This window comes from Marinobacter sp. H13, from assembly GCF_059072335.1.
In genome coordinates, this window is sequence record NZ_JCACRU010000001.1 from 1,153,833 (window position 1) to 1,175,688 (window position 21,856).

Below are 21,856 nucleotides of genomic sequence, written 5' to 3' on the forward strand. Positions count from 1 at the left end.
ATTTCTGGTTTTCCGGAATTAATTAGCTCGCGACCGTTTTCAGAACCGGCCGGGCACGCTAAGATCCTTTATATCCTACAAAAGTTCCAACAAAAATTAAGGAATCCTCATGCCGTTGCCCGCTTCCATGAAAGACTCTCTCTCACTGCCTCTGGTGGCCGCACCCATGTTCCTGATCTCTGGCCCGGAACTGGCGCTTGCCTGCTGCAAGCAAGGTATCGTTGGCAGCTTCCCGGCCCTGAACCAGCGCACCAGCGAAGGCTTTGAAGACTGGCTCATCCAGATGAATGAGGAGTTGGATGCTTTTCGAGGCACGAATCCGGATGCAACAACTGCCCCCTATGCCGTAAACCTGATCGTGCACCGGACCAACCCCCGTTGGCAGGCGGACCTTGCGCTATGCGTAAAACATAAGGTGCCCATCATCATTACCTCCCTGGGTGCCGCCAGCCAGGTGGTGGAGGCGGTCCACAGCTATGGTGGCGCGGTGTTCCACGACGTGACCAACCAGAAGCATGCCCGCAAGGCAGCGGAGGCGGGGGTTGACGGTATCATCGCAGTGGCGGCGGGTGCCGGTGGCCATGCGGGCACCATCAACCCGTTCGTTCTGGTGCACGAAATCCGGGAAGTCTTTGATGGCACGATTCTGCTCGCCGGTGGGCTGTCCCACGGTGAGGACCTGCTGGCGGCCCAGGCCATGGGCGCGGACCTGGCCTACCTGGGCACCCGGTTTATCAACACGTTCGAGTCCCAGGCCGACGAAGCCTACCGGAACATGATCATCGAGGCGGTGTCTGGCGACATTATTCACACACCGGCGGTATCCGGTGTGCCCGCCAGCTTCATGCGCCAGAGTCTGGAGGCAGCCGGCTTCCCCATGGACAAATTGAACCAGGCCGGCGAGATCAACTACGGGGAAAAGCTGAAGCCCATTGATGATGAAGCCAAGGCCTGGAAAACCGTGTGGTCCGCAGGCCAGGGCGTTAGCCAGATCCACGACGTGCTGACCGTCCCGGACCTGGTGAGCCGCCTGGCCGACGAATACAGAAGCGCCCGGGAACGCCTGCTATCTGAAGGCTCCTAAACCTGGAACTGTGAGGCTTTGTCCTTCAACGAGGTCAGCGTCCTGGCAATCTGGCCGCTGGCCTCATCGGAGCGCTCAATGGCTTCAACCGTCTGGCGGGAGGAACCGGCAATATCGCTCACGCTCACACTGACCTCACTGGCATGCCGGCCCTGCTTTTCTGCCACGGATGAAATCGCCAGGGCCCGATCCTGAAGGCTGCTGAGCAGCTGATTGATCCGATCGAAATGTTCATCGGCCCGGCGGAACTCCGAGGAGGATTCGGCAACCTGGCCAGAGACCTCACCGATAGCGCTGACCGCCTGTCGACTGCCCTGCTGCAAGCGTTCGATGATGGACTGGATTTCGGTGGTGGATTCCTGGGTTCGGCTTGCCAGGGTGCGGACCTCATCGGCCACCACGGCGAAGCCCCGGCCGGATTCTCCTGCGCGGGCCGCCTCGATAGCGGCGTTCAGTGCCAGCAGGTTGGTCTGCTCTGCGACGGCACCAATTACCGACAGCACCGAACCGATTTCCTTGCTCTGGTGGTCCAGCTGATTGACCGCCTCTACTGCCTGTTCAACATTGCGGACTACCTGATCCAGCCGGTTGCGCACTTCCCGGGAAATACCGGCGGTGGCCTCGCTCTCGGAACTGACATTGCTGACCGAGCCGGCGATGTCCTGAATGTTTTCCGCCACCTCCGAAATGCTGCGGGACATGGCTTCCATGGTGCCGGATACCTCGGCGACATCCTGTTCCTGACGATTCACCGCGGCCACGGCACTGCGGCTTATGTCGCCCTGAGCCTGGGCCTGGCCCGCGGCCGATTCGGCGGACTCTTTGACCTCGGAAACCAGCTCCTGGATTCGGGCAATAAAGCGGTTCACACCTTGCGCCATTTCCGTGAGCTCATCCTTGCCTTTCATGGAAACCCGGCGGGTGAGATCGGCCTCACCATCGGCAATACCCCAGATCGCCGAGCTCAGACGGAAAACCCGGGGCAGCAACCCGCCACCAAGCACCAGTGCCACCAGCAGGATCAGAACCACCACGGAGCCAATCGCCAGCATACTGAGGTTGGCGGAGAGGCTTGAGGCCTCGGCATTCAGTGCTTCCACCGTGCTCTGGATTCTGGAGCGGGTATCTGAATCCATGCCGGCCAGCTGCTGCTGAAGACGCTGGTTCACCTGTTCGGTTTCCGCCTCCAGAGTGTCGCGGAGGGCATCAATGCTCCCGGTTATCGTGGCACTGAATTCCTCTTCCAGGGCAGCCAGATCACGGTTGATGCCTTCCAGAGACAACCCCAGCTTCAGCTGGCCAATGGCAGAACCCTGCGGCGCGATATCTGCGGTGATGATGACAACATTGGGGTCACGACTTGCCGCATCCAGGACCTTATTTGCCGCACCACGGCCTTCCCCCTGCTCCATTAAGGTGCGCACGCGGTCATCGGTGCGATCCACATAACGGGTCAGGCGATCACCGTACTGGTCGTAATACACCGCGAACAGCACCGATTCCCGGGCGTCGGCCAGTTCCACCAGATCGGTCAGGCGGGGGACATCCCGATCCCAGATCAGCGGGGCAGCAACAGCAGCCAGCACATCGGCCAGCCCCTGGGCTTCTGCCATAACCGCGGTTCGAACGTTGCCGGCAACGCGTTCCTGTTGTGCAGTCTGCTGGCGGGTGAGCTCGGCGGAGAGTTCCTCGGTGGTCTTCTGCCGCATGGTCTCCAGACGGGTGCGGACATCCTCGCGGGTATCCCCGAAGGAGGCGCTGACCTGCTGACTGCTGGCCTCAAGGGCAGACCCTGCAGTGTTGACCAGGCGCTCCACCTGACTGGAAATCAGCCACTGGCTGACCAGGACCTGAACCAGACCGGCCACCACCAGAACAATGAAAACCGGTCGGAGAAGGCGGCTTGAGATCAGCCGCCTTATAAAACTGAGTGACATACGGACTCCGCTAGCATGTGTGCTTCATGCATCCTGCACAGTCGGCAACAGCGTCCCTGCCTGGCGTGTCCGTATGTATAGCAAAACCCGGGCCGGAGTGGGCCGCATTTATGTACGGGTTTTGTAGTTAATCGTCATCGCTTTCTTCCAGATCGATTTCGTCGGCGATGAAGTTGTTCCCGTTCCTCGAATATTCAACTTCGAGAATCAAAAGCTCGCCATCATCAAAACGATCAATAATTTCACTTTGAGTATTACTGTCGTAAACCGCTGGTCCGGCATCGATCGATACACCGAGAACCGTGATGGTGCTCGGAGTGATGCTCGTAAGCTTTCCTTCAAGCTCGTAAAGATCTCGATCATCGAAATCTGCAATTTCGTCATCAACCTCCACCTTCAAAGCTTCGATAAATACATCTGCACCCTGCTCTTTCTCAATGCCCTCGACCTCCACTGTGGTCGAACCAATGGGGAGGGTCTGGAATGAGATACCAGAGCCGTCTTCGACAGTGAAGGCAGTCGTCGACGAAATCCGAACTTCAACACCGCCGACTAGGAAAGAGTTGTCAGCAGAGGAAGAAACTACTCCCTTCACTTTCGCATTGCCGTCCCGGAGTTCAATTTCCTCCGCTTCAACAACCGTATCCGAGACGAACTGCCCTTCCACCTGTATCAGGAGCCCTTCGGTAAGCTCGTCGAGAGTAATGCTGTCATCCAGTTCGGTTGCATCTGTCACCCGAACGGTCAGACCTCCCATCGTAAACTCTCCCGGGCGTGAGCTGATACCGGAAGCGGTATAGGGCGCATCAATTATCGCGGTGAACTCGATATCGTCAGCACTGCTGCGACTGAAGCGTCGGGCGTCGTCCCGGTCAATGGTAGCGGCAGTCAACACGCTTCCTGACAGGGTTCCCTCTACCTCCAGGACAGCGCCGTTGATCAGGTTCGCCTCGGTCAGGTCTGATCCGAAACTGACGCTGTTCTCATCATATTCAACGGTGATCGTGCCAATCGTGAATTGATTCTGGGATATATCCACCGCTGACAATGTGCCTTCCAACTCGATACTAGTCAGATCCGGATTGATGACCGCGATGTAGCCGGCCCGATAGGAGCCATCGGCCTGACGCCAGGCGCTGACACGGACATGATCTGTGATAGAGGGTTCGCCAAGCAGTGTGGCGTAAGTTGTGCCGCGAACCACCGTCTGGCGATCAACCCGCACGGATTGCCCCATCACTGAAAGGGTCACGAATTCACCGGCACCACTTGGATCGGCGGTCACTAGGTCTACCGGACCCCGCAATGTATCGTCGTAACTGAGCTTCTCGGCCGTGCCTTCGCCATCATCAAACCACTCGCCTTCAACCCTGAGAATCATTCCTTCACTCAGAAGGCCTTCAGCAGTGATGCCGTCATTGCTTTCCACTTCCCGATTCGGAATGTCATCGGTGCTGAATTCAACGCCATTAACAAAAACACTTCCGAATCCGGAAACCGGACCAACGCTGGACCCGGTGCCCCGGATACCACCATCGGCAACATCAAGGCCTCCGCCAGCGCCACCGCAGGCGGAGATCGCCCCGAAGACACTGTGCCGGCTGCCAGCCCAATAACACGATTGCAGAAGTGCCGTTTCATAACCTTTATCTCCGTAACCGGCGTTCCTGGCCGGCATCTGTCATATCGCTTGTTTAAAGCGCCTGCGGAAACTTTTTTATTCCCCACCCCGGCCGCCTTTTCCGGCGGGCTCTTCAAAGAAGAAGATGCTCACGCCGGTTCGGACGGGCTCACCGGATACACTTTCAGGCTCTTGACCGGATATATCCCGATCATGGGGACCAAGCCACTTGTCCAGTTCTTCCAGAAGAGACTGGGAACGTTCGGCTGCATGCCTGCGCCAGCGCTCCATCACTTCCGGAGGGATATTGTTGTAGGTCAGGGTTCTCTGGAACAGAGGTGGCTGCCCGGACTCGTCACTGACCAGATTGTGATCAATGGTTGCGATGAGATCCGATACGTCCTCACCGAAAATCTGCAGCATTTCCTCGCTGTCTCCGGCCGGGACAAAGGCCCTTTGCTGCAGGACCAGGCGGCCAGATTCCCCCTCCACGGAAACCACCCCCACCCGAAGCAGTTCATCCAGCACGGAACGGGGCGGCATGTCGCCGCTGTAGCGTTTGACCAGCTCGCTGAAGCTTGCAGGCCCGTCGAAAGCCAGCATGGCAGGCTCTCCGTCCTTGGCCTGAAACACCGCATCGTGGACCCAGCCCGATACCACCCGGGACGCCCGGTTGGTATGGAGCACGTCGCGGCTCCCAGCATCCTCCCCTGCCAGGATCTCCCGCTGGCGTTTGACTTCCTTGCGGGTCAGCCCGGTCATGACTGCAGCCCGTGAGTCCGTGGGCTTTCTCCGGTCGTCGGTGAAGTCCTCCAGGGCGGCTTCCACGTAGGCACGTTTAACCAGCTCGGAGAACTCACCAAAAGGAATACCATTGCGCAACAGCAACCTCGCCAGAGGGCGCAGAATGCGAAACAGCGCTTGATGCAGGGGGTTGGGCTTTTTCATGTTTGGGATTGTATTCCCATAGCGACTTCGAAAGCCAGGATGCGGGCCGACAACTGTCCGACCCGCACCTTCGGCTCACTGATCAATCATCATTGCTGCCATTGCCGTCGTCACTATCGTCATCGACTTCGACGTTGTCGGTGAGCTCATACTCGCCACCGCTGGTCTGGCGATACTCGATTTCCACTTCATCACCAACCTGGGCGCCGGACAGGCTGTAGCCATTTCGGAGCACCTCAAGATTCATGATGGTGATGGAATCGGCTCCGATGGCACTCACCCGTGCCTCAAGCTCAAAATCGTCATCGTCATCGTCATCCTCACGCTCGATGCTGATGGCCTCGAGGAATCCGCCTTCACTGCTCTGCTGGCGACCTTCAATTTCGAGATAGTCACCCACCTGCAGGCTCTGGATATCCTGGACGCGACTGCGAAGGCCATCTTCGTCATCGTCGTCGTCATCAATCAGGGTGTTGCCGGTCAGCTGAACCCGGACGCCACTGACGACCATGGTTTCATTGGTCAGATCAAGAGACTCGATGCGACCATCCAGCTCGGCATCGGAATCCCGGCCTTCGATCTCTTCAGCCACCAGGACGCCATTGCGGAAATCCCCTTCCACTTTCACGAACAGGCCATCCGCAAGGCTGCTTTCGCGGAGATCGTCGAACTCGGTGCCCCCATCAATCTGGACGCGCACCCCATTTACCGAGAACTGTCCGCTGGCGGCGTCATAGTCATAAATGCTTCCGGAGATTTCGACATCGTCATCATCGTCGAAGAGGTCATCCTCATCATCGATTTCCTCGGCCAAGATGGTGTTGCCGTTCAGCGTCCCTTCCACTTCGACAGCGATTTCGTTTGCCAGGTCATCGAGGGAGAAATCATCGTCTCCTACCGCACTGGTGTAATCGATAATAAAACCGTTGATGGTGAAGGTCTGGGCGCTTGTGTCCAGATCGGCAACAACGCCTTCGATTTCTACTTCGTTGTTGTCATCGAATTCCAGGCCAATGGCCCGGGCACCAACAAAGCTTGCCCGGAAGCTGCCATCCTCAAGACGCCAGGCGCTGACCCTTATACGATAGCCCTGGGGGTTGTCGGCAAGAGCCGTTGGTGTTGCGCCGCGGAAGACGGTTTTGCCATCCAGGGCAATGCTCTGGCCAAGCATGGTCAGAGTTCCGGTGCGGGTAACCTCATCCCAGCTCATGCCAGAAATCGGCCCGCGCAGGGTATCGTCATAACTGACTTTGTCCGCCCGCCCCTGACCACTGTCATCCCAATCGCCCTCAATTTTGAGGATCATGCCCTTTTCGAGCTGATCCTCGCGTTCCAGGCCATCGTCGCTGCTAACGCTGCCGTTGGTCTCAAATCGGGTACCGTTCACGTAAACACTGCCGAAACCGGATACCGCCCCGACACTGGTCCCCGATGAAGCATCACTTGTTGAGGCGTCTCCAGAGCCACCGCCTCCGCAAGCGGCGAGCGCGCCAGCAAGAGCGCCGGTCATGGCCAGTTTCACTGCAATTGCTAAAGGTTTGCGATTCATCGTTCTTCTCCAGGCTTGTTGTTGCGTCCCCGGGCGACCACGTCTTAGCACCCGACAATAAAATGGGATTTTTATCCCATATCTTTATTTGGGAATTTAATCCCATTATTTATGGCTGTCCAGTTTTTGATCATGAAAATTTTGTGAACTTTATGGAGCAAAAAACGTAAATCTTTGAACGTTCAGCCAAAACAGGTTCATTACGATGTTGGGATTTTTGAAAGGCGATCCGAAGAAAAAACTGCAGAAACAATACGAGGCGAAGCTCGCCAAGGCACTGGATGCCCAGCGCAATGGCGATCTGAGAACTCATGGAACCCTCATGGAGGAGGCAGAAAAGATCTACGCCGAGATCCAGGCGCTGGACGAAAAGAAATAAGCGGGGGGAGCGTTTACTCCCCCATCAATTGCCGGATGCGGTGATTGAGACGGGCCACTTCCCGACGCATTTCCTCCACCTCATCGAGCAGTTCCAGAGACATGGCCAGGCCGGGCAGATTCATTTTCAGGTCCCTCTGTAATCTCTGCGCTTTGCGCAATCGGCTCAGGGCAGCGACATCGAACTCCCATTGCCGTGCCTCCGGGTAATCTTCCAGCGGGGCAATGATCCCGTAGTCCACCAGTTTTATGACAAACTCGGCATGGCACTCGCCACGCTCGCATATTTCACGCAGGGTGAAGGTGCTGCCATCCTGGTCGACCACCTCTACCGTCAAAATATGATCCTGCTTGCTCATACCTTACTCCCGCTTACACGTGAAGCTTGCTGCGTGGATTGAAGTTTTTCTCTGCCTCGGCCAGTTGCTCGTAGAGCTTCTCGGCCTCGGCGCTGTGTTTCTCGGGCATGGTGATCTGCAGAATGACAATCTGATCACCCGGATGCTTGCCCGGGAACCCCTTGCCCTTGAGCCGCAGCTTCCGGCCACTGGTGGAGCCCTTCGGCACTTTCACATTTACCTTTGAGCCTACGGTTGGCACGGTCACCGTTGCCCCCAGAGCCGCTTCCCACGGCGCTATCGGCACAGTAACCATGACATCCCGGCCCTCCACGGAAAAATGTGGATGCGGCGCAAACTCGACTTCAATGAACAGATCGCCCGGCTCAGCACCGCCCACACCCGGCGAACCCTGGCCTTTGAGGCGGATGTGCTGGCCTTCGCGCATGCCGGCGGGGATCTTCACTTTCAGGGTCTTTTGCCGGGGAATCACCCGGCCATGTTCATCGGCCTCGTGGACCGCGAAAGACACCTGTTTTTCACAGCCGTGAAACGCTTCTTCGAGGAACAGGGCGAGCCTCGCATGCACATCCTCACCGCGCATTCTCATGTTCTGGCGGAAACCGCCACCACCGTAGCCCCCGGAGAAACCGCCCTGGCGACCACCTCCGAATATCTCCTCGAAGAAGTCGCTGAACTGGCGCGCGTCGGCATCGGTATAACCTCCGCCACCGAAACCGGCACCACTTTGCCAGCCCGGAGGCGGCTCGAAAGAACCATCCGCCCTGGCGCCGTATTTACGCAGCTGGTCGTACTCCGCGCGCTTCTCGGGATCTTTCAGTACTTCGTAGGCTTCACCCACTTCCTTGAATTTGGTGTCGGCGTCCTCTTCCTTACTGACATCCGGATGGTATTTCCGTGCCAGCTTTCGGTAGGCTTTTTTTATCTCCTCGGCGGAGGCAGACTCACTCACACCGAGTACGGCGTAATAGTCTTTGAAGTCCATCAGGATCCTCACCACTGGTTATTCTGCTGGGCGTACGCCCGCTTACTAACCACTATATTTGATGAGATTGGGGAAATTACAAGGGGAAGGTCGTTCGTACTTGAGGTGGGTCAGGCATTTGGGGCGGAGATCCGCCCCAAATGAATAACATAACTTACTTAACTTTCGGATCCAGCTCACCGGAGGCGTAACGCTCGAACATGCGCTCAAGGTTCACCGGCTTGATCTTGCTGGCGTTGCCGGCACAACCGAAGGCTTCGTAGCGTGCGATGCACACTTCGGTCATGGCCTTCATCGTTTCCTTGAGGAATTTGCGCGGGTCGAACTCGGCCGGGTTTTCAGCCAGGAAGCGACGGACCGCGCCGGTGCTGGCCAGGCGCAGGTCGGTGTCGATGTTGACCTTGCGCACGCCGTGCTTGATGCCCTCTACGATTTCTTCGACCGGCACACCATAGGTTTCCGGAATCTCGCCACCGTATTCGTTGATGATCTTCAGCCACTCCTGGGGTACGGAGCTGGAGCCGTGCATAACCAGGTGGGTGTCCGGGATGCGAGCGTGGATGGCTTTGATCTGGTCGATGGCCAGGATGTCGCCTGTGGGCGGACGGGTGAACTTGTAGGCGCCGTGGCTGGTGCCGATGGCAATGGCCAGGGCATCAACGTGGGTTTTCTTGACGAAGTCCGCCGCTTCTTCCGGGTCGGTCAGCATCTGGCTGTGATCCAGGGTACCTTCGGCACCGATGCCGTCTTCTTCACCGGCCTGGCCGGTTTCGAGAGAACCCAGGCAACCCAGCTCGCCTTCTACGGAGACACCGCAGGCGTGGGCCATTTCAACGGTGCGACGGGTAACGTCGACGTTGTATTCGTAGTCGGTGGGGGTTTTACCGTCTTCACCGAGGGAGCCGTCCATCATCACGGAGCTGAAGCCCAGCTGGATGGAGCGCTGGCACACGGAGGGGCTGGTGCCGTGGTCCTGGTGCATGACCACCGGGATGTGCGGGAATTCCTCGATGGCCGCCAGGATCAGATGGCGCAGAAATGGCGCACCGGCGTACTTACGGGCACCGGCGGAGGCCTGGACAATCACCGGCGAATCGGTTTTGTCGGCGGCTTCCATGATGGCGCGCATCTGTTCCAGGTTGTTGACGTTAAAGGCTGGCACACCGTAACCATGCTCGGCGGCGTGATCCAGCATTTGCCGCATCGAAATCAGGGCCATGGGTCGTCTCCTTCATTTGGACTTTGGGGATAGTTGGATTCTTTCAGTAACTCGTTACGCGCCGCGTTCTTCCAGCACCGCTACTGCCGGGAGCGTCTTTCCTTCTACGAATTCCAGGAACGCGCCACCACCGGTGGAGATATACGAGATTTTGTCAGCAACGCCGTACTTGTCAACGGCGGCGACGGTGTCACCACCGCCAGCGAGGGAGAAGGCGTCGCTTTCGGCGATGGCTTCGGCCAGAGCTTTGGTGCCGTTGCCGAACTGGTCGAATTCGAAAACACCAACCGGGCCGTTCCAGAGGATGGTTTTGGCGCTCTTCAGTACGTCGGCGAACTTGCCGGCGGTTTCCGGGCCTACGTCGAGGATCATGTCGTCGTCGCTGACGTCGGCGATGTTCTTGGTGGTTGCGGTGGCGGTTTCTGCGAATTCGCTGGCAACCACCACGTCGACCGGCAGCGGGATTTCAACGCGGCTGGCGATTTCTTTGGCGGTGTCGATCAGGTCGTGTTCGCACAGGGATTTGCCAACCGGGTGACCAGCGGCCGCCAGGAAGGTGTTGGCGATGCCGCCGCCCACGATGATGGAGTCACACACTTTCTCAAGGGCGTTGAGCACGTCCAGTTTGGTAGAAACCTTGGAGCCGCCAACGATGGCAACCACCGGTTTGGCCGGGTTGTCCAGGGCTTTGCCAAGGGCTTCAAGCTCGGCCGCCAGCAGCGGGCCGGCGCAGGCCTCTGGGGCGAATCTCGCCACGCCGTGGGTGGAGGCCTGGGCGCGGTGCGCCGTGCCGAAGGCGTCCATGACGTAGACATCGCACAGGGCCGCGTACTTCTTCGCGAGGTCTTCGTTGTCTTTCTTTTCGCCTTTGTTGAAGCGGACGTTCTCGAACAGGACGACTTCGCCATCGGCCACTTCAACGCCATCCAGGTAATCCTTGATCAGGCGAACTTCCTGGCCCAGTACTTTGGTCAGGTGGTCGGCGACAGGCTTCATGGAGGAGGCTTCGTCGTACACGCCTTCTTCCGGGCGGCCCAGGTGGGACATCAGCATGACTTTGGCGCCCGCGTCTTTAGCAGCCTTGATGGTGGGCAGTGAGGCGCGGATGCGGGCGTCGCTGGAGACTTTGCCGTCCTTGACCGGCACGTTCAGGTCTTCGCGGATCAGCACTCGCTTGCCAGCGAGGTTAAGGTCGGTCATTTTCTTGATGGCCATAACGTTCGTCCCTTCAACAAAATTTCAGATTAAGAATGTTTGGTTAACCAGCTTTTGCTGACATCGAGCATCCGGTTCGCGAACCCCCACTCATTATCGAACCAACACAGCACTTTCACCATGGTGCCCCCGGTGACCCGGGTCTGGCCGCCATCCACCACGCCGGAGTGGGCATCGTGGTTGAAGTCGGAGCTGGCCAGCAGTTCGTCGGTATAGCCGAGTATGCTCTTTAACGGGCCGTTGGCGGCCTCTTCTAACAGGTTGTTCACCGCTGCCACGTTGGTGGCTTTGCCCACGTTCACCACCATGTCGATGGCGGAGACATTCATGGTCGGCACCCGCATGGCGACCGAACTGAACTTGCCTTCCATGCTCGGCAGCAACCGCTCAATACCTTTCGCAAGACCGGTTTCCACCGGAACGATGTTGTGCAGGGCGCTGCGGGTTCGTCGCAAATCCTGGTGGTGGTAGGCATCGATAACCGGCTGGTCATTCATGGCCGCGTGAATCGTGGTGGTACTGCCCTGCTGCACGCCAAAGGCGTCGTCCAGCACCTTGATCACAGGCACCAGGCAGTTGGTGGTGCAGGAGGCGGCTGCAACGATCACGTCTTCCGGTGTGAGATCAGCGTGGTTGACCCCGTAGACAACGGTGCGGTCCACATCGGACTCGGCCGGCTGCGAGAAGAGCAGGCGTCTGGCCCCGGAATCGATGTGCTTCTCGGCCGTAGCACGATCCGAGAAGGCGCCGGAACATTCCAGTACCAGATCGACATCAAGCAGGCGCCAGGGCAGCTCTGCCGGGTCAGCGTGACTCAACACGCGGATGGCATCGCCATTGACCATCAGGTCCTGACCCGATACCGAAATGTCACCCTGGAAACGCCCGTGGGTGGAATCGTATCGGGTCAGGTGGGCAATGGTGTCGATATCCGACAACTCGTTGATCGCGACCACCTGAAGGTGATCGCGGAAGCCGTTTTCATAAAGCGCACGCAACACGCACTGGCCGATTCGGCCGTACCCGTTGATGGCGACACGAAAAGGCGCAGAGTCCGTCATCAGGCGTCCAGAAGCTCAGCAGCCACTTCCAAGACATTGTCGACGGTAAAGCCGAATTCCTTGAACAGCTCACCGGCCGGGGCGGACTCACCAAAGGTGGTCATGCCGATGATGCGACCGTCCAGGCCAACGTACTTGTACCAGTAATCGGCAATGCCGGCTTCAATGGCGATGCGGTTGGTGACATCCAGCGGCAGGACCTGCTGCTTGTACTCGGCGCTCTGGGCATCGAACACGTCCGTGGACGGCATGGAAACCACGCGCACGTTCTTGCCCTGATCACGAAGCTGGGCAGCCGCATCCTGCGCCAGGCCGACTTCGGAGCCGGTGGCAATCAGGATCAGGTCCGGCGTGCCTTCGCTGTCTGACAGGATATAGGCGCCCTTGGCTACGTCCGCCAGCTGTTGGGCATCGCGCGGCTGTGCCGGCAGCCCCTGACGGGAGAAGACCATGGCGGTCGGGCCATCGGTGCGCTCAAGAGCTGCTTTCCAGGCCACTGCGGATTCAACAGTATCCGCCGGACGCCACATGCTCATGTTGGGCGTGGTGCGCAGACTGGCCATCTGCTCGATAGGCTGGTGAGTCGGGCCATCTTCACCCAGGCCGATGGAGTCGTGGGTGAACACGAAGATGGAACGCTGCTTCATCAGCGCAGCCATGCGCACGGCGTTGCGGCAATATTCCATGAAGATCAGGAAGGTCGCGCCGTAGGGCACGAAACCGCCGTGCAGGGCGATGCCGTTCATGATCGCAGCCATGCCGAATTCACGGACACCGTAATAGATGTAGTTACCGCTGGCATCTTCCTTGGTCAGACCCTTGGTGTCGGACCAGATAGTCAGGTTGGAACCGGCCAGGTCGGCAGAGCCGCCCATCAGTTCCGGCAGCAGCGGGCCGTAAGCGTTCAGAGTGTTCTGGGACGCCTTGCGGGAAGCCACAGTCTCGGCCTTGTCCTGGCATTCCTGGATGTAAGCCTGGGCCTTCTCGGCAAAGTCGGCGGGCAGGTCGCCAGCCATGCGGCGCTTGAACTCAGCCGCCAGTTCCGGCTCCGCTTTTTCGTAGGCGGCAAACTTCTGTTCCCACTCGGACTGGGCAGCGGCACCTTTTTCACGGGCGTTCCAGGCACTGGCGATGTCGGCCGGAATTTCGAACGGACCGTACTGCCAGCCCAACTGCTCGCGGGTCAGGGTGATTTCGTCGTCACCCAGGGGGGCACCGTGACAGCTTTCCTTGCCCTGTTTGTTCGGGGAACCAAAGCCGATGATGGTCTTGCAGCAGATCAGCGTGGGCTGTTCGGTGTTGGCACGGGCGGCTTCGATCGCGGCGCGAATGGCGTCAGCATCATGGCCGTCGACCGCGGGAATCACCTGCCAGCCGTAGGACTCGAAACGCTGCGGGGTGTTATCAGTAAACCAGCCGTCAACTTCGCCATCGATGGAGATGCCGTTGTCGTCGTAGAAGAACACAAGCTTGCCGAGGCCCAGGGTGCCTGCCAGGGAAGCCACTTCGTGGGAGATACCTTCCATGAGGCAGCCGTCGCCGAGGAACGCATAGGTGTAGTGATCAACAATCTCGTGGCCCGGACGGTTGAACTGCGCTGCCAGGGACTTCTCGGCAATGGCGAAACCAACGGCGTTGGCAATACCCTGGCCCAGGGGGCCGGTGGTGGTTTCGATACCCGGGGTGTAGCCGTACTCGGGGTGGCCCGGCGTCTTGGAGTGCAACTGACGGAAGTTCTTGATGTCTTCGATGGAAACGTCGTAACCGCTCAGGTGCAGCAGGGAGTACTGCAGCATGGAGCCGTGACCGTTGGACAGCACGAAGCGGTCCCGGTTGGCCCACTGAGGGTTGGCCGGGTTGTGGCTCAGGTAATCGTTCCACAGAACCTCGGCGATATCCGCCATACCCATGGGCGCACCCGGGTGGCCGGACTTGGCTTTCTGAACCGCATCCATGCTCAGCGCGCGAATGGCGTTGGCGAGATCTTTACGAGACGGCATTGACGTTTCTCCAGTGTTTTGCAGGAAAAGAATTCGTAGTGATTAAAGGGCGATCAAAATGAGGCGCGTATTTTCGCCGATTAGTGTGTGCCGGGGCAAATCGGCATGTGCCTGTTTCACGATTGTTTGCCTGTGGATTTCCGAAAGGTCTGATTTCAAAGAACGATAAATCTATATCAAAATTTTTTGATATGCCTATTGATTGACCACCCGAAGCCCCCTACACTTCGTTTCCATGACATCCATGAACACATACGCCGACAACCTGTCCTCCGTGGACGCACTGGCCCCGATCTTCAAAGCGGGCGGGGATCCGTTGCGGCTGGAGATTCTGCGTGTGTTGAGACGGGATACGTTCGGAGTTCTGGAGCTCAGCCAGTTGTTTGATATGCGCCAGTCCGGTATGAGCCACCACCTGAAGGTAATGAACAAGGCTGGTCTGCTTGAGCCCCAGCGTGAAGGCAATGCGATTTTCTATCGCCGCCCGCTGCACCTGGACAGCGACAAGCCAACCGACCAGACCATCCGACAGATATTTGAAGCGGTAGACCGGGTGCCACTGCCACCACATCTGCAGGAGCGCATTGAGGCCATTCGCACTCAGCGCGCAGACCAGTCCCAGGCTTTCTTCGCCCGGCATGCAGAGCAGTTCCGCGAGCAGCAGGAACTGATCGCCGCTTTTGATCTTTACGCAGAGCCGGTCGCGGAAATGATCCGCAAACGGTCCCGCAAACATCAATGGCAGGCCGCACTGGAAATCGGCCCCGGCGAGGGTGCCTTCCTACCGGTTCTGGCAGAGCTTTGTGGGCATGTGGTTGCCCTGGATAACAGCCGGGACATGCTGGCCAAGGCCACCCGCACCTGCATTGACGAACGGCTGAACAACATCGACCTGATAGAAGGTGTTACCGACACCCTGCTGGCCAGGGGCGACGCCTTCGACCTGGTCGTTGCGAATATGGTTCTGCATCACGTGCCCAGCCCCGCTGACATCTTCCTTGATGCCGCGGCGTTGATGAACAACGGCGGCTGCTTCGTAATCAGCGACCTGTGCAGTCACGACCAGGACTGGGCAAAAGCAAACTGCGGTGATCTCTGGCTCGGGTTTGAGCCGGAAGAGCTTACCACCTGGGCCGCGGACGCCGGCCTGGTTGCCGGAGAACAGCTGTTTATCGGCTTGCGGAACGGGTTCCAGATCCAGGTTCGGGAATTCTGGAAACACAGCGGTCAGATTTGACGACCTGGATCGCAATATCAACAAATTTTGATATACGGATACGTAGTTTTACGTATCCTCACACAGACCAACAAACCGGATACCGGAAAGCGCTTTAAGAAAACCGCTTACCGGCCTGAATTTGAATCGCTCACAGAGGAGCATGCGCTATGGCTGACTACAACATCTTCACTTCCGAATCGGTCTCTGAAGGCCATCCGGACAAACTGGCAGACCAGATCTCTGATGCCGTGCTGGATGCCATCCTGACCGACGATCCCCATGCCCGCGTTGCCTGCGAGACCATGGTAAAAACCGGTGTGGCCATCGTTGGCGGTGAGATCACCACCAGCGCCTGGGTGGATCTGGAAGACCTGGTGCGCGGTGTCATCAAGGACATCGGCTACACCTCCTCGAAAGTGGGCTACGACGGCGACACCTGCGGCATCATCAACATTATCGGCAAGCAGTCCGTCGATATCGCCCAGGGCGTTGATCGCAAGAAGCCTGAAGACCAGGGTGCCGGCGATCAGGGCCTGATGTTCGGCTATGCCAGCAACGAAACCGACGTACTCATGCCGGCGCCGATCACTTTCTCTCACCGCCTGGTGCAGCGCCAGGCCGAGGCCCGCAAAAGCGGCCTGCTGCCGTGGCTGCGCCCGGACGCCAAGAGCCAGGTCACCTGCCGCTACCAAAACGGCCGGGTTGCCGGTATCGACGCGGTGGTTCTGTCCACCCAGCACGATGAAGACGTGACCCAGGAAGACCTGAAAGAAGCGGTGATGGAGCTGATCGTCAAGCACGCGCTGCCAGCTGAATTGCTGCACAAGGACACCCAGTTCCACATCAACCCGACCGGCAAGTTCGTGATCGGTGGTCCCGTTGGTGACTGCGGCCTGACCGGCCGTAAAATCATCGTAGACACCTACGGCGGCATGGCCCGCCACGGTGGTGGCGCGTTCTCCGGCAAGGATCCGTCCAAGGTCGACCGCTCCGCCGCCTACGCCGGCCGTTATGTTGCCAAGAACATCGTCGCCGCCGGGCTGGCCGACAAGTGCGAGATCCAGGTTTCCTACGCCATCGGCGTGGCGCAGCCGACCTCTATCTCCCTGAACACCTTCGGTACCGGCAAGATCAGCGATGACAAGATCATTGAACTGGTGCGCCAGAACTTCGATCTGCGCCCGTACGCGATCACCAACATGCTCGATCTGCTGCACCCGATGTATCAACAGACGGCAGCTTACGGCCACTTCGGTCGCGAGCCCTATGAGATGACCGTCGGTGGCAAGACCTTCACGGCGTTCCCGTGGGAGAAAATCGATCGCGCGGCCGCCCTCAAGGATGCTGCTGGTATCTAAACCGATTTGGGGCGTATGTCATCTGGCATACGCCCAAGCCAAACTGACTGACAGGAGAACACCATGAGCACTCCCGCAGAAAAACTGAACAGCTTTGACGACTACAAGGTCCGCGACATCTCCCTGGCCGGCTGGGGCCGGAAGGAAATCAACATCGCCGAAGGCGAGATGCCTGCCCTGATGAAGCTCCGCAATAAGTACAAAGCCGAGCAGCCCCTGAAAGGCGCCAATGTAATGGGCTGTATTCACATGACCATTCAGACCGCCGTACTGATCGAGACGCTGGTGGAACTGGGTGCGAACGTGCGCTGGTCTTCGTGCAACATCTTCTCCACCCAGGATCAGGCCGCCGCCGCCATCGCGGCTCAGGGCATCCCCGTGTTTGCCTGGAAAGGCGAGACCGATGAAGAGTACGACTGGTGCCTCGAGCGCACCGTCGGAGCCGACGTGGATGGCTGGGAACCGAACATGATTCTGGACGACGGCGGTGACCTGACCGCTCTGCTCCATGAAAAGTATCCGGAAGTGCTGGCGAACTGCCACGGCGTGACCGAAGAGACCACCACCGGTGTGCACCGCCTGCAGGAAATGCTGCGCGAGGGCACGCTGAAGGTTCCGGCCATCAATGTGAACGATGCGGTCACCAAGGCCAAGAACGACAACAAATACGGTTGTCGCCACAGCCTGAACGATGCCATCAAACGCGCTACCGACCATCTGATGGCCGGCAAAAAGGCACTGGTGATTGGTTACGGCGATGTGGGCAAGGGCTCCGCCGCGTCGCTGCGCCAGGAAGGCATGATCGTGAAGATCACCGAAGCAGACCCGATCTGTGCCATGCAGGCCTGCATGGACGGCTTCGAGGTTGTGTCTCCGTACATTGACGGTGTGAACACCGGCACCGAGGCTGCCGTGAACCGGGACCTGCTGCAGAACACCGACCTTCTGGTCACCACCACCGGCAACATGAACGTGTGCGACGCGCACATGCTCAAGGCGCTCAAGAGCGGTGCCGTGGTATGCAACATCGGCCATTTCGATAATGAGATCGATACCGCCTACATGCGCAAGAACTGGGAATGGGACGAGGTGAAGCCGCAGGTGCACGTTGTGTACCGTGACAAGGCCACCAACGACCACCTGATCCTGCTGTCCGAAGGCCGCCTGGTGAACCTGGGCAACGCCACCGGTCACCCGTCACGGATCATGGATGGCTCCTTTGCCAACCAGGTTCTGGCCCAGATGTACCTGTTCGAGCGCAAGTTCGCCGATCTGCCGGAAGATGCCCGCGAGAAAGGCGTATACGTTCAGGTTCTGCCCAAGCACCTGGACGAGGAAGTGGCCCGGGCCATGGTGGAAGGCTTTGGTGGCGTGATCACCAAGATGACTCCGGAGCAGGCGAAATACATCGGTGTACCGGTCGAAGGCCCGTACAAGCCAGAAAGCTACAAGTACTGATCGGGTAAACAGATGCAATCCCAGAAACAGTTCAAGCGTCGTTTCAGCTTTGAGTTTTTCCCGCCCAAGACCGACCAGGGCAAGGAAAAGCTGCAGAACGTGCGCAACCAGCTGGCCGAGGTGAATCCGGACTTTTTCTCCGTCACCTTCGGCGCCGGTGGTTCCACCCGGGACCGCACCATCGAGACCGTGCTCAACCTGCATAGCCAGGGCATTTCCACGGCACCTCATCTTTCCTGCGTCGGGGGCACCCGCCAGGAAATCGGGGAGCTTCTGGATCTGTACCGGGAGCACGGAATCAACCGGATTGTCGCCCTACGGGGCGACATGCCCTCCGGTATGGGTGCCGCCGGTGAGCTGCGCTACGCCAACGAGCTGGTGGAGTTTATCCGTGAGCACAGCGGCGATACGTTTAACCTGGAAGTAGCCGCGTACCCTGAGTTTCATCCTCAGGCCCGCAACGCCGAAGAAGATCTGAAGAACTTTGCCCGCAAGGTTCAGGCCGGTGCCAACAGCGCCATCACCCAGTACTTCTTCAACGCGGACAGCTACTTCTACTTCATCGACCGGCTGGAGAAAATGGGCGTTACCATTCCGGTGGTCCCGGGCATCATGCCCATCGTCAATTTCTCCAACCTGGTTCGTTTCTCGGACATGTGCGGCGCGGAAATTCCTCGCTGGATTCGCAAACAGCTCGAAGCCTACGGCGACGACAGCGATTCCATCCGCAAGTTCGGTGAGGAAGTGGTCACCGAGATGTGCGAGAAGCTGTTGAAGGCCGGCGCGCCGGGATTGCATTTCTATACCCTGAACCAGGTGGAACCCAGTATCAGCATCTGGAAGAACCTGGGCATCAGTGAGCGGGAGAAGATTGCTTTTTGATGTAGTTCATTGCCGTCGGATTACGGTCCTCCGCACCGTAATCCGACACCCCTTGCCGACCGCCGCCCCCGTGCCAAGCATTTGATTTCCTGTGCTCATCTGCGTAATAGTCTAAAGTGTATGTGATGCAGTTCCATCAACGCTCCCCGGAGATCGCAGTCAACAGCAGTGATTGGTCCGGCTTGCCTTACCGGGCAAATGGAGCCTCATAAGAAAGAAAAGGAGAATGTATGAGCACGAAGTGGCTGAAGACCGTAAGCGCCAGCCTGGCACTGACCGTTGCTGCAGGAACCGTGAGCGCAGAAACCCTGCGCGTCGTCACTGACCCGAGTTTCGTTCCGTTTGAAATGATGGACCAGGAAACCGGTGAGATGATCGGTTTCGATATGGAGATCATCCGCGAGGTAGCCGACCGTGCAGGTTTCGAAATTGACCTCAACACCATGGACTTCAACGGCATCATCCCCGCCCTGCAAACCGGCAACGTCGACATTGCCATTGCCGGCATCACGATTACTGAAGAGCGTGAAGAAATCGTCGATTTCTCCGACCCGTACTACGACTCGGGTCTGCGAATCCTCGTTCGCGAGGGTAATGACGACGTTAGCGAATTCGACGACCTCGAAGGCAAGAAAATCGGCACCAAGATTGGTAGCACCAGTTATGACTACCTGGTCAAGAACCTTGACGCCGATGACGGTGTAACCCCCTACCCGGGCAGCTCTGATATGTACATGGCGCTGATGTCCCGTGCCATTGATGCAGTGTTCTACGATGCGCCAAACGTAGGCTACTTTGCCCGCACCAAAGGTGAAGGCAAGGTGACAACCGTCGGCCCGCTGTATGAAGGCCAGCAGTATGGTATTGCCCTCAAGAATGGCAGTGAATGGGTTGATGATGTAAACGACGCCCTTGCCGCAATGAAGGAAGATGGCACTTACAAAACCATCTACGAAAAATGGTTTGGCCCCATGCCCGAGGGCATGTAAGGGCTCCCGGACCCCAGAGGTCTGATTCCCTTTGCCGGGGCTTCACTGCCCCGGCACTTCGTGACTCCAAAACTCTGCGGAGACTCTCATTGTGGAATTCCAGTTTCAGTTCGACTGGCAGGCAGCCATCGACTCTATCCCTTTTCTGATAAAAGGGATCCCCTACACCCTGCTGATCTCCTTCGGCGGTCTTCTGATCGGTTTTGCTCTGGGCATTTTCTTTGGCCTGCTGAGCATCAACAAGAAGTGGTTCCTGCGGTGGCCGGCCACCGCCTACATCGAAATCTTTCGTGGCACTCCGATCCTGGTTCAGGTCCTCTTTATTTTCTACGGCCTGCCGGACCTGATTGGCGGTCCAATTGATCCCTTGACGGCCGGCATCGCGGCCATCGCTTTGAACTCCGGCGCCTACATATCCGAGGTGGTCCGGGGTGGCGTTCAGTCCATCGACAAGGGCCAGACCGAAGCCGGGCTTTCTCTGGGGCTGTCCCGAACCCAGACCTTCTGGTCTGTCGTGTGGCCTCAGGCGTTCCGTCGCATGATTCCGCCGCTGGGTAACCAGGCCATTGTCAGCATCAAGGACACATCCCTGTTCTCGGTGATCGGCGTCGGCGAGCTGGTCCGCCAGGGCCAGATCTATATTGCCAACACCTTTACCGCCTTCGAGGTGTATTTTGTGGTCGCGATCCTCTACCTGGCCATCACCCTGTCCCTGTCCATCATTCTCCGCTTCGTTGAGCGCCGCGGACTGGCTTCTGTCTGAAGGAACGTTACCCATGACTCAGATTGTAAAAATGAAGGGCATGAACAAGTACTTCGGGAAACTGCATGTCCTCAAAGATATTGACCTTACCGTTGAACAGGGCGAAGTGGTGGTTATTATCGGCGCCAGCGGCTCCGGCAAATCCACCCTGATTCGCTGTGTGAACGGCCTTGAAGAATATGAATCCGGAACACTGGAAGTGGACGGCCAACAGCTCGCGCCCAAGAGCGGCAATCCGAAAGCTCTGGCTGAAATCCGCAAGGAAGTCGGCATGGTATTCCAACAGTTCAACCTCTTCCCTCACCTCACGGTGAAAAAGAACATCATGCTGGCGCCCAAGAAGGTCAAGGATGCTCCGGAAACTGTTGCCAATGCCACCGCCGAGCGGTTGCTCAACCGTGTGGGCATCGGCAACCAGGCCGACAAGTACCCCAGCCAGCTGTCCGGCGGCCAGCAACAGCGGGTCGCAATCGCCCGAGCGCTGGCGATGGAACCGCGCCTCATGCTGTTCGACGAGCCAACCTCAGCCCTGGACCCGGAAATGATCGGTGAAGTGCTGGATGTTATGCGGGAGCTGGCCAAAGAGGGCATGACCATGATGGTCGTCACCCACGAGATGGGCTTCGCCCGTGAAGTGGCCGACCGCGTGATATACATCCACGAGGGCCAGATTGTGGAACAGGGTAAACCGGACGATGTGTTCGACAACCCTCAGAACGAGCGCACCCAGGCGTTTCTTTCGCGGGTGTTGGCGCACTGAGCCAAACCCAGCTTTGAAAGCCTCCGCTTGCGGAGGCTTTTTCCTGAATGCCCGCCGGCGAACTGCAAGTT

19 protein-coding genes are annotated in these 21,856 nt (G+C 58.2%); 9 read left to right on the top strand and 10 right to left on the bottom strand.

Features of this window, described 5'->3' with window-relative positions:
• Positions 1–109: 109 nt before the first annotated feature.
• On the top strand, positions 110–1,084 hold the full coding sequence (locus AC5JQH_RS05565) for an NAD(P)H-dependent flavin oxidoreductase (RefSeq protein WP_493805380.1): 975 nt from the start codon (positions 110–112) through the stop codon (positions 1,082–1,084).
• Here AC5JQH_RS05565 and AC5JQH_RS05570 read toward each other — a convergent pair.
• The 4 genes from AC5JQH_RS05570 to AC5JQH_RS05585 form a co-directional block, all read right to left on the bottom strand.
• Positions 1,081–3,021, bottom strand: coding sequence for a methyl-accepting chemotaxis protein (locus AC5JQH_RS05570; protein WP_493805381.1), 1,941 nt, complete (start codon positions 3,019–3,021; stop codon positions 1,081–1,083). The genes AC5JQH_RS05565 and AC5JQH_RS05570 overlap by 4 nt on opposite strands.
• Before the next feature lie 127 nt (positions 3,022–3,148).
• Entirely contained in the window at positions 3,149–4,699 is a 1,551-nt protein-coding gene (locus AC5JQH_RS05575; protein WP_491713834.1) for a DUF5666 domain-containing protein, read from the bottom strand.
• Positions 4,700–4,738: 39 nt separating this feature from the next.
• A complete protein-coding gene (locus AC5JQH_RS05580) occupies positions 4,739–5,590 on the bottom strand; it encodes a DUF6502 family protein (protein WP_092031976.1) in 852 nt (283 codons plus the stop codon).
• An 82-nt stretch (positions 5,591–5,672) separates the two neighbouring features.
• The gene (locus AC5JQH_RS05585; protein WP_493805382.1) at positions 5,673–7,139 is read right to left on the bottom strand and encodes a DUF5666 domain-containing protein; all 1,467 of its coding nucleotides are present in this window, start codon (positions 7,137–7,139) and stop codon (positions 5,673–5,675) included.
• A gap of 205 nt (positions 7,140–7,344) precedes the next feature.
• Between AC5JQH_RS05585 and AC5JQH_RS05590 the strand changes: the two genes are divergently transcribed.
• Positions 7,345–7,518, top strand: a complete 174-nt coding sequence (locus AC5JQH_RS05590) for a DUF6435 family protein (protein ID WP_008175274.1) — start codon at positions 7,345–7,347, stop codon at positions 7,516–7,518.
• A gap of 13 nt (positions 7,519–7,531) precedes the next feature.
• Here the strand turns inward: AC5JQH_RS05590 and AC5JQH_RS05595 are convergent, their stop codons facing one another.
• From AC5JQH_RS05595 to tkt, 6 genes are all read right to left on the bottom strand, one after another.
• Entirely contained in the window at positions 7,532–7,876 is a 345-nt protein-coding gene (locus tag AC5JQH_RS05595) for a chaperone modulator CbpM (RefSeq protein ID WP_053112922.1), read from the bottom strand.
• Between the two features lie 13 nt (positions 7,877–7,889).
• Positions 7,890–8,861, bottom strand: a complete 972-nt coding sequence (locus AC5JQH_RS05600) for a DnaJ C-terminal domain-containing protein (protein WP_092031981.1) — start codon at positions 8,859–8,861, stop codon at positions 7,890–7,892.
• A gap of 154 nt (positions 8,862–9,015) precedes the next feature.
• The gene (fba, locus tag AC5JQH_RS05605; RefSeq protein WP_048496096.1) at positions 9,016–10,080 is read right to left on the bottom strand and encodes a class II fructose-bisphosphate aldolase; all 1,065 of its coding nucleotides are present in this window, start codon (positions 10,078–10,080) and stop codon (positions 9,016–9,018) included.
• A gap of 54 nt (positions 10,081–10,134) precedes the next feature.
• Positions 10,135–11,295, bottom strand: a complete 1,161-nt coding sequence (locus tag AC5JQH_RS05610; RefSeq protein WP_493805383.1) for a phosphoglycerate kinase — start codon at positions 11,293–11,295, stop codon at positions 10,135–10,137.
• A 29-nt stretch (positions 11,296–11,324) separates the two neighbouring features.
• Positions 11,325–12,356, bottom strand: a complete 1,032-nt coding sequence (gap, locus tag AC5JQH_RS05615) for a type I glyceraldehyde-3-phosphate dehydrogenase (protein ID WP_008175297.1) — start codon at positions 12,354–12,356, stop codon at positions 11,325–11,327.
• Positions 12,356–14,356, bottom strand: a complete 2,001-nt coding sequence (gene tkt, locus AC5JQH_RS05620; RefSeq protein WP_053112925.1) for a transketolase — start codon at positions 14,354–14,356, stop codon at positions 12,356–12,358. Before tkt ends, gap begins: the two co-directional genes overlap by 1 nt.
• 235 nt (positions 14,357–14,591) lie before the next feature.
• Here tkt and AC5JQH_RS05625 point away from each other — a divergent pair, with 235 nt between their 5' ends.
• The 7 genes from AC5JQH_RS05625 (at position 14,592) to AC5JQH_RS05655 (ending at position 21,785) form a co-directional block, all read left to right on the top strand.
• A complete protein-coding gene (locus AC5JQH_RS05625; protein ID WP_039882088.1) occupies positions 14,592–15,593 on the top strand; it encodes an ArsR/SmtB family transcription factor in 1,002 nt (333 codons plus the stop codon).
• Between the two features lie 149 nt (positions 15,594–15,742).
• A complete protein-coding gene (gene metK, locus AC5JQH_RS05630; RefSeq protein WP_493805384.1) occupies positions 15,743–16,933 on the top strand; it encodes a methionine adenosyltransferase in 1,191 nt (396 codons plus the stop codon).
• 63 nt (positions 16,934–16,996) lie between these two features.
• On the top strand, positions 16,997–18,391 hold the full coding sequence (ahcY, locus tag AC5JQH_RS05635; protein WP_493791523.1) for an adenosylhomocysteinase: 1,395 nt from the start codon (positions 16,997–16,999) through the stop codon (positions 18,389–18,391).
• Positions 18,392–18,403: 12 nt separating this feature from the next.
• A complete protein-coding gene (metF, locus tag AC5JQH_RS05640) occupies positions 18,404–19,273 on the top strand; it encodes a methylenetetrahydrofolate reductase [NAD(P)H] (protein ID WP_053112927.1) in 870 nt (289 codons plus the stop codon).
• A gap of 230 nt (positions 19,274–19,503) precedes the next feature.
• Positions 19,504–20,262, top strand: a complete 759-nt coding sequence (locus AC5JQH_RS05645) for a transporter substrate-binding domain-containing protein (protein ID WP_288366523.1) — start codon at positions 19,504–19,506, stop codon at positions 20,260–20,262.
• Between the two features lie 91 nt (positions 20,263–20,353).
• Positions 20,354–21,025 carry an amino acid ABC transporter permease gene (locus AC5JQH_RS05650; protein ID WP_014578168.1) on the top strand — a complete coding sequence of 224 codons (672 nt, stop codon included), beginning with the start codon at positions 20,354–20,356 and terminating at the stop codon, positions 21,023–21,025.
• Positions 21,026–21,038: 13 nt separating this feature from the next.
• A complete protein-coding gene (locus tag AC5JQH_RS05655) occupies positions 21,039–21,785 on the top strand; it encodes an amino acid ABC transporter ATP-binding protein (RefSeq protein WP_092031996.1) in 747 nt (248 codons plus the stop codon).
• Positions 21,786–21,856: the final 71 nt, after the last annotated feature.

Excerpts from the sequence above, each read along its gene's own strand:
- AC5JQH_RS05610 (WP_493805383.1), bottom strand. The coding sequence starts at position 11,295 with ATGGCCATCAAGAAAATGACCGACCTTAACCTCGCTGGCAAGCGAGTG.
- AC5JQH_RS05595 (WP_053112922.1), bottom strand. The coding sequence starts at position 7,876 with ATGAGCAAGCAGGATCATATTTTGACGGTAGAGGTGGTCGACCAGGAT.
- AC5JQH_RS05600 (WP_092031981.1), bottom strand. The coding sequence starts at position 8,861 with ATGGACTTCAAAGACTATTACGCCGTACTCGGTGTGAGTGAGTCTGCC.
- AC5JQH_RS05655 (WP_092031996.1), top strand. The coding sequence starts at position 21,039 with ATGACTCAGATTGTAAAAATGAAGGGCATGAACAAGTACTTCGGGAAA.
- metK (WP_493805384.1), top strand. The coding sequence starts at position 15,743 with ATGGCTGACTACAACATCTTCACTTCCGAATCGGTCTCTGAAGGCCAT.
- gap (WP_008175297.1), bottom strand. The coding sequence starts at position 12,356 with ATGACGGACTCTGCGCCTTTTCGTGTCGCCATCAACGGGTACGGCCGA.
- AC5JQH_RS05590 (WP_008175274.1), top strand. The coding sequence starts at position 7,345 with ATGTTGGGATTTTTGAAAGGCGATCCGAAGAAAAAACTGCAGAAACAA.
- AC5JQH_RS05645 (WP_288366523.1), top strand. The coding sequence starts at position 19,504 with ATGAGCACGAAGTGGCTGAAGACCGTAAGCGCCAGCCTGGCACTGACC.
- AC5JQH_RS05585 (WP_493805382.1), bottom strand. The coding sequence starts at position 7,139 with ATGAATCGCAAACCTTTAGCAATTGCAGTGAAACTGGCCATGACCGGC.
- AC5JQH_RS05575 (WP_491713834.1), bottom strand. The coding sequence starts at position 4,699 with ATGCCGGCCAGGAACGCCGGTTACGGAGATAAAGGTTATGAAACGGCA.
- metF (WP_053112927.1), top strand. The coding sequence starts at position 18,404 with ATGCAATCCCAGAAACAGTTCAAGCGTCGTTTCAGCTTTGAGTTTTTC.
- AC5JQH_RS05580 (WP_092031976.1), bottom strand. The coding sequence starts at position 5,590 with ATGAAAAAGCCCAACCCCCTGCATCAAGCGCTGTTTCGCATTCTGCGC.
- tkt (WP_053112925.1), bottom strand. The coding sequence starts at position 14,356 with ATGCCGTCTCGTAAAGATCTCGCCAACGCCATTCGCGCGCTGAGCATG.
- AC5JQH_RS05570 (WP_493805381.1), bottom strand. The coding sequence starts at position 3,021 with ATGTCACTCAGTTTTATAAGGCGGCTGATCTCAAGCCGCCTTCTCCGA.
- AC5JQH_RS05625 (WP_039882088.1), top strand. The coding sequence starts at position 14,592 with ATGACATCCATGAACACATACGCCGACAACCTGTCCTCCGTGGACGCA.
- AC5JQH_RS05565 (WP_493805380.1), top strand. The coding sequence starts at position 110 with ATGCCGTTGCCCGCTTCCATGAAAGACTCTCTCTCACTGCCTCTGGTG.
- fba (WP_048496096.1), bottom strand. The coding sequence starts at position 10,080 with ATGGCCCTGATTTCGATGCGGCAAATGCTGGATCACGCCGCCGAGCAT.
- ahcY (WP_493791523.1), top strand. The coding sequence starts at position 16,997 with ATGAGCACTCCCGCAGAAAAACTGAACAGCTTTGACGACTACAAGGTC.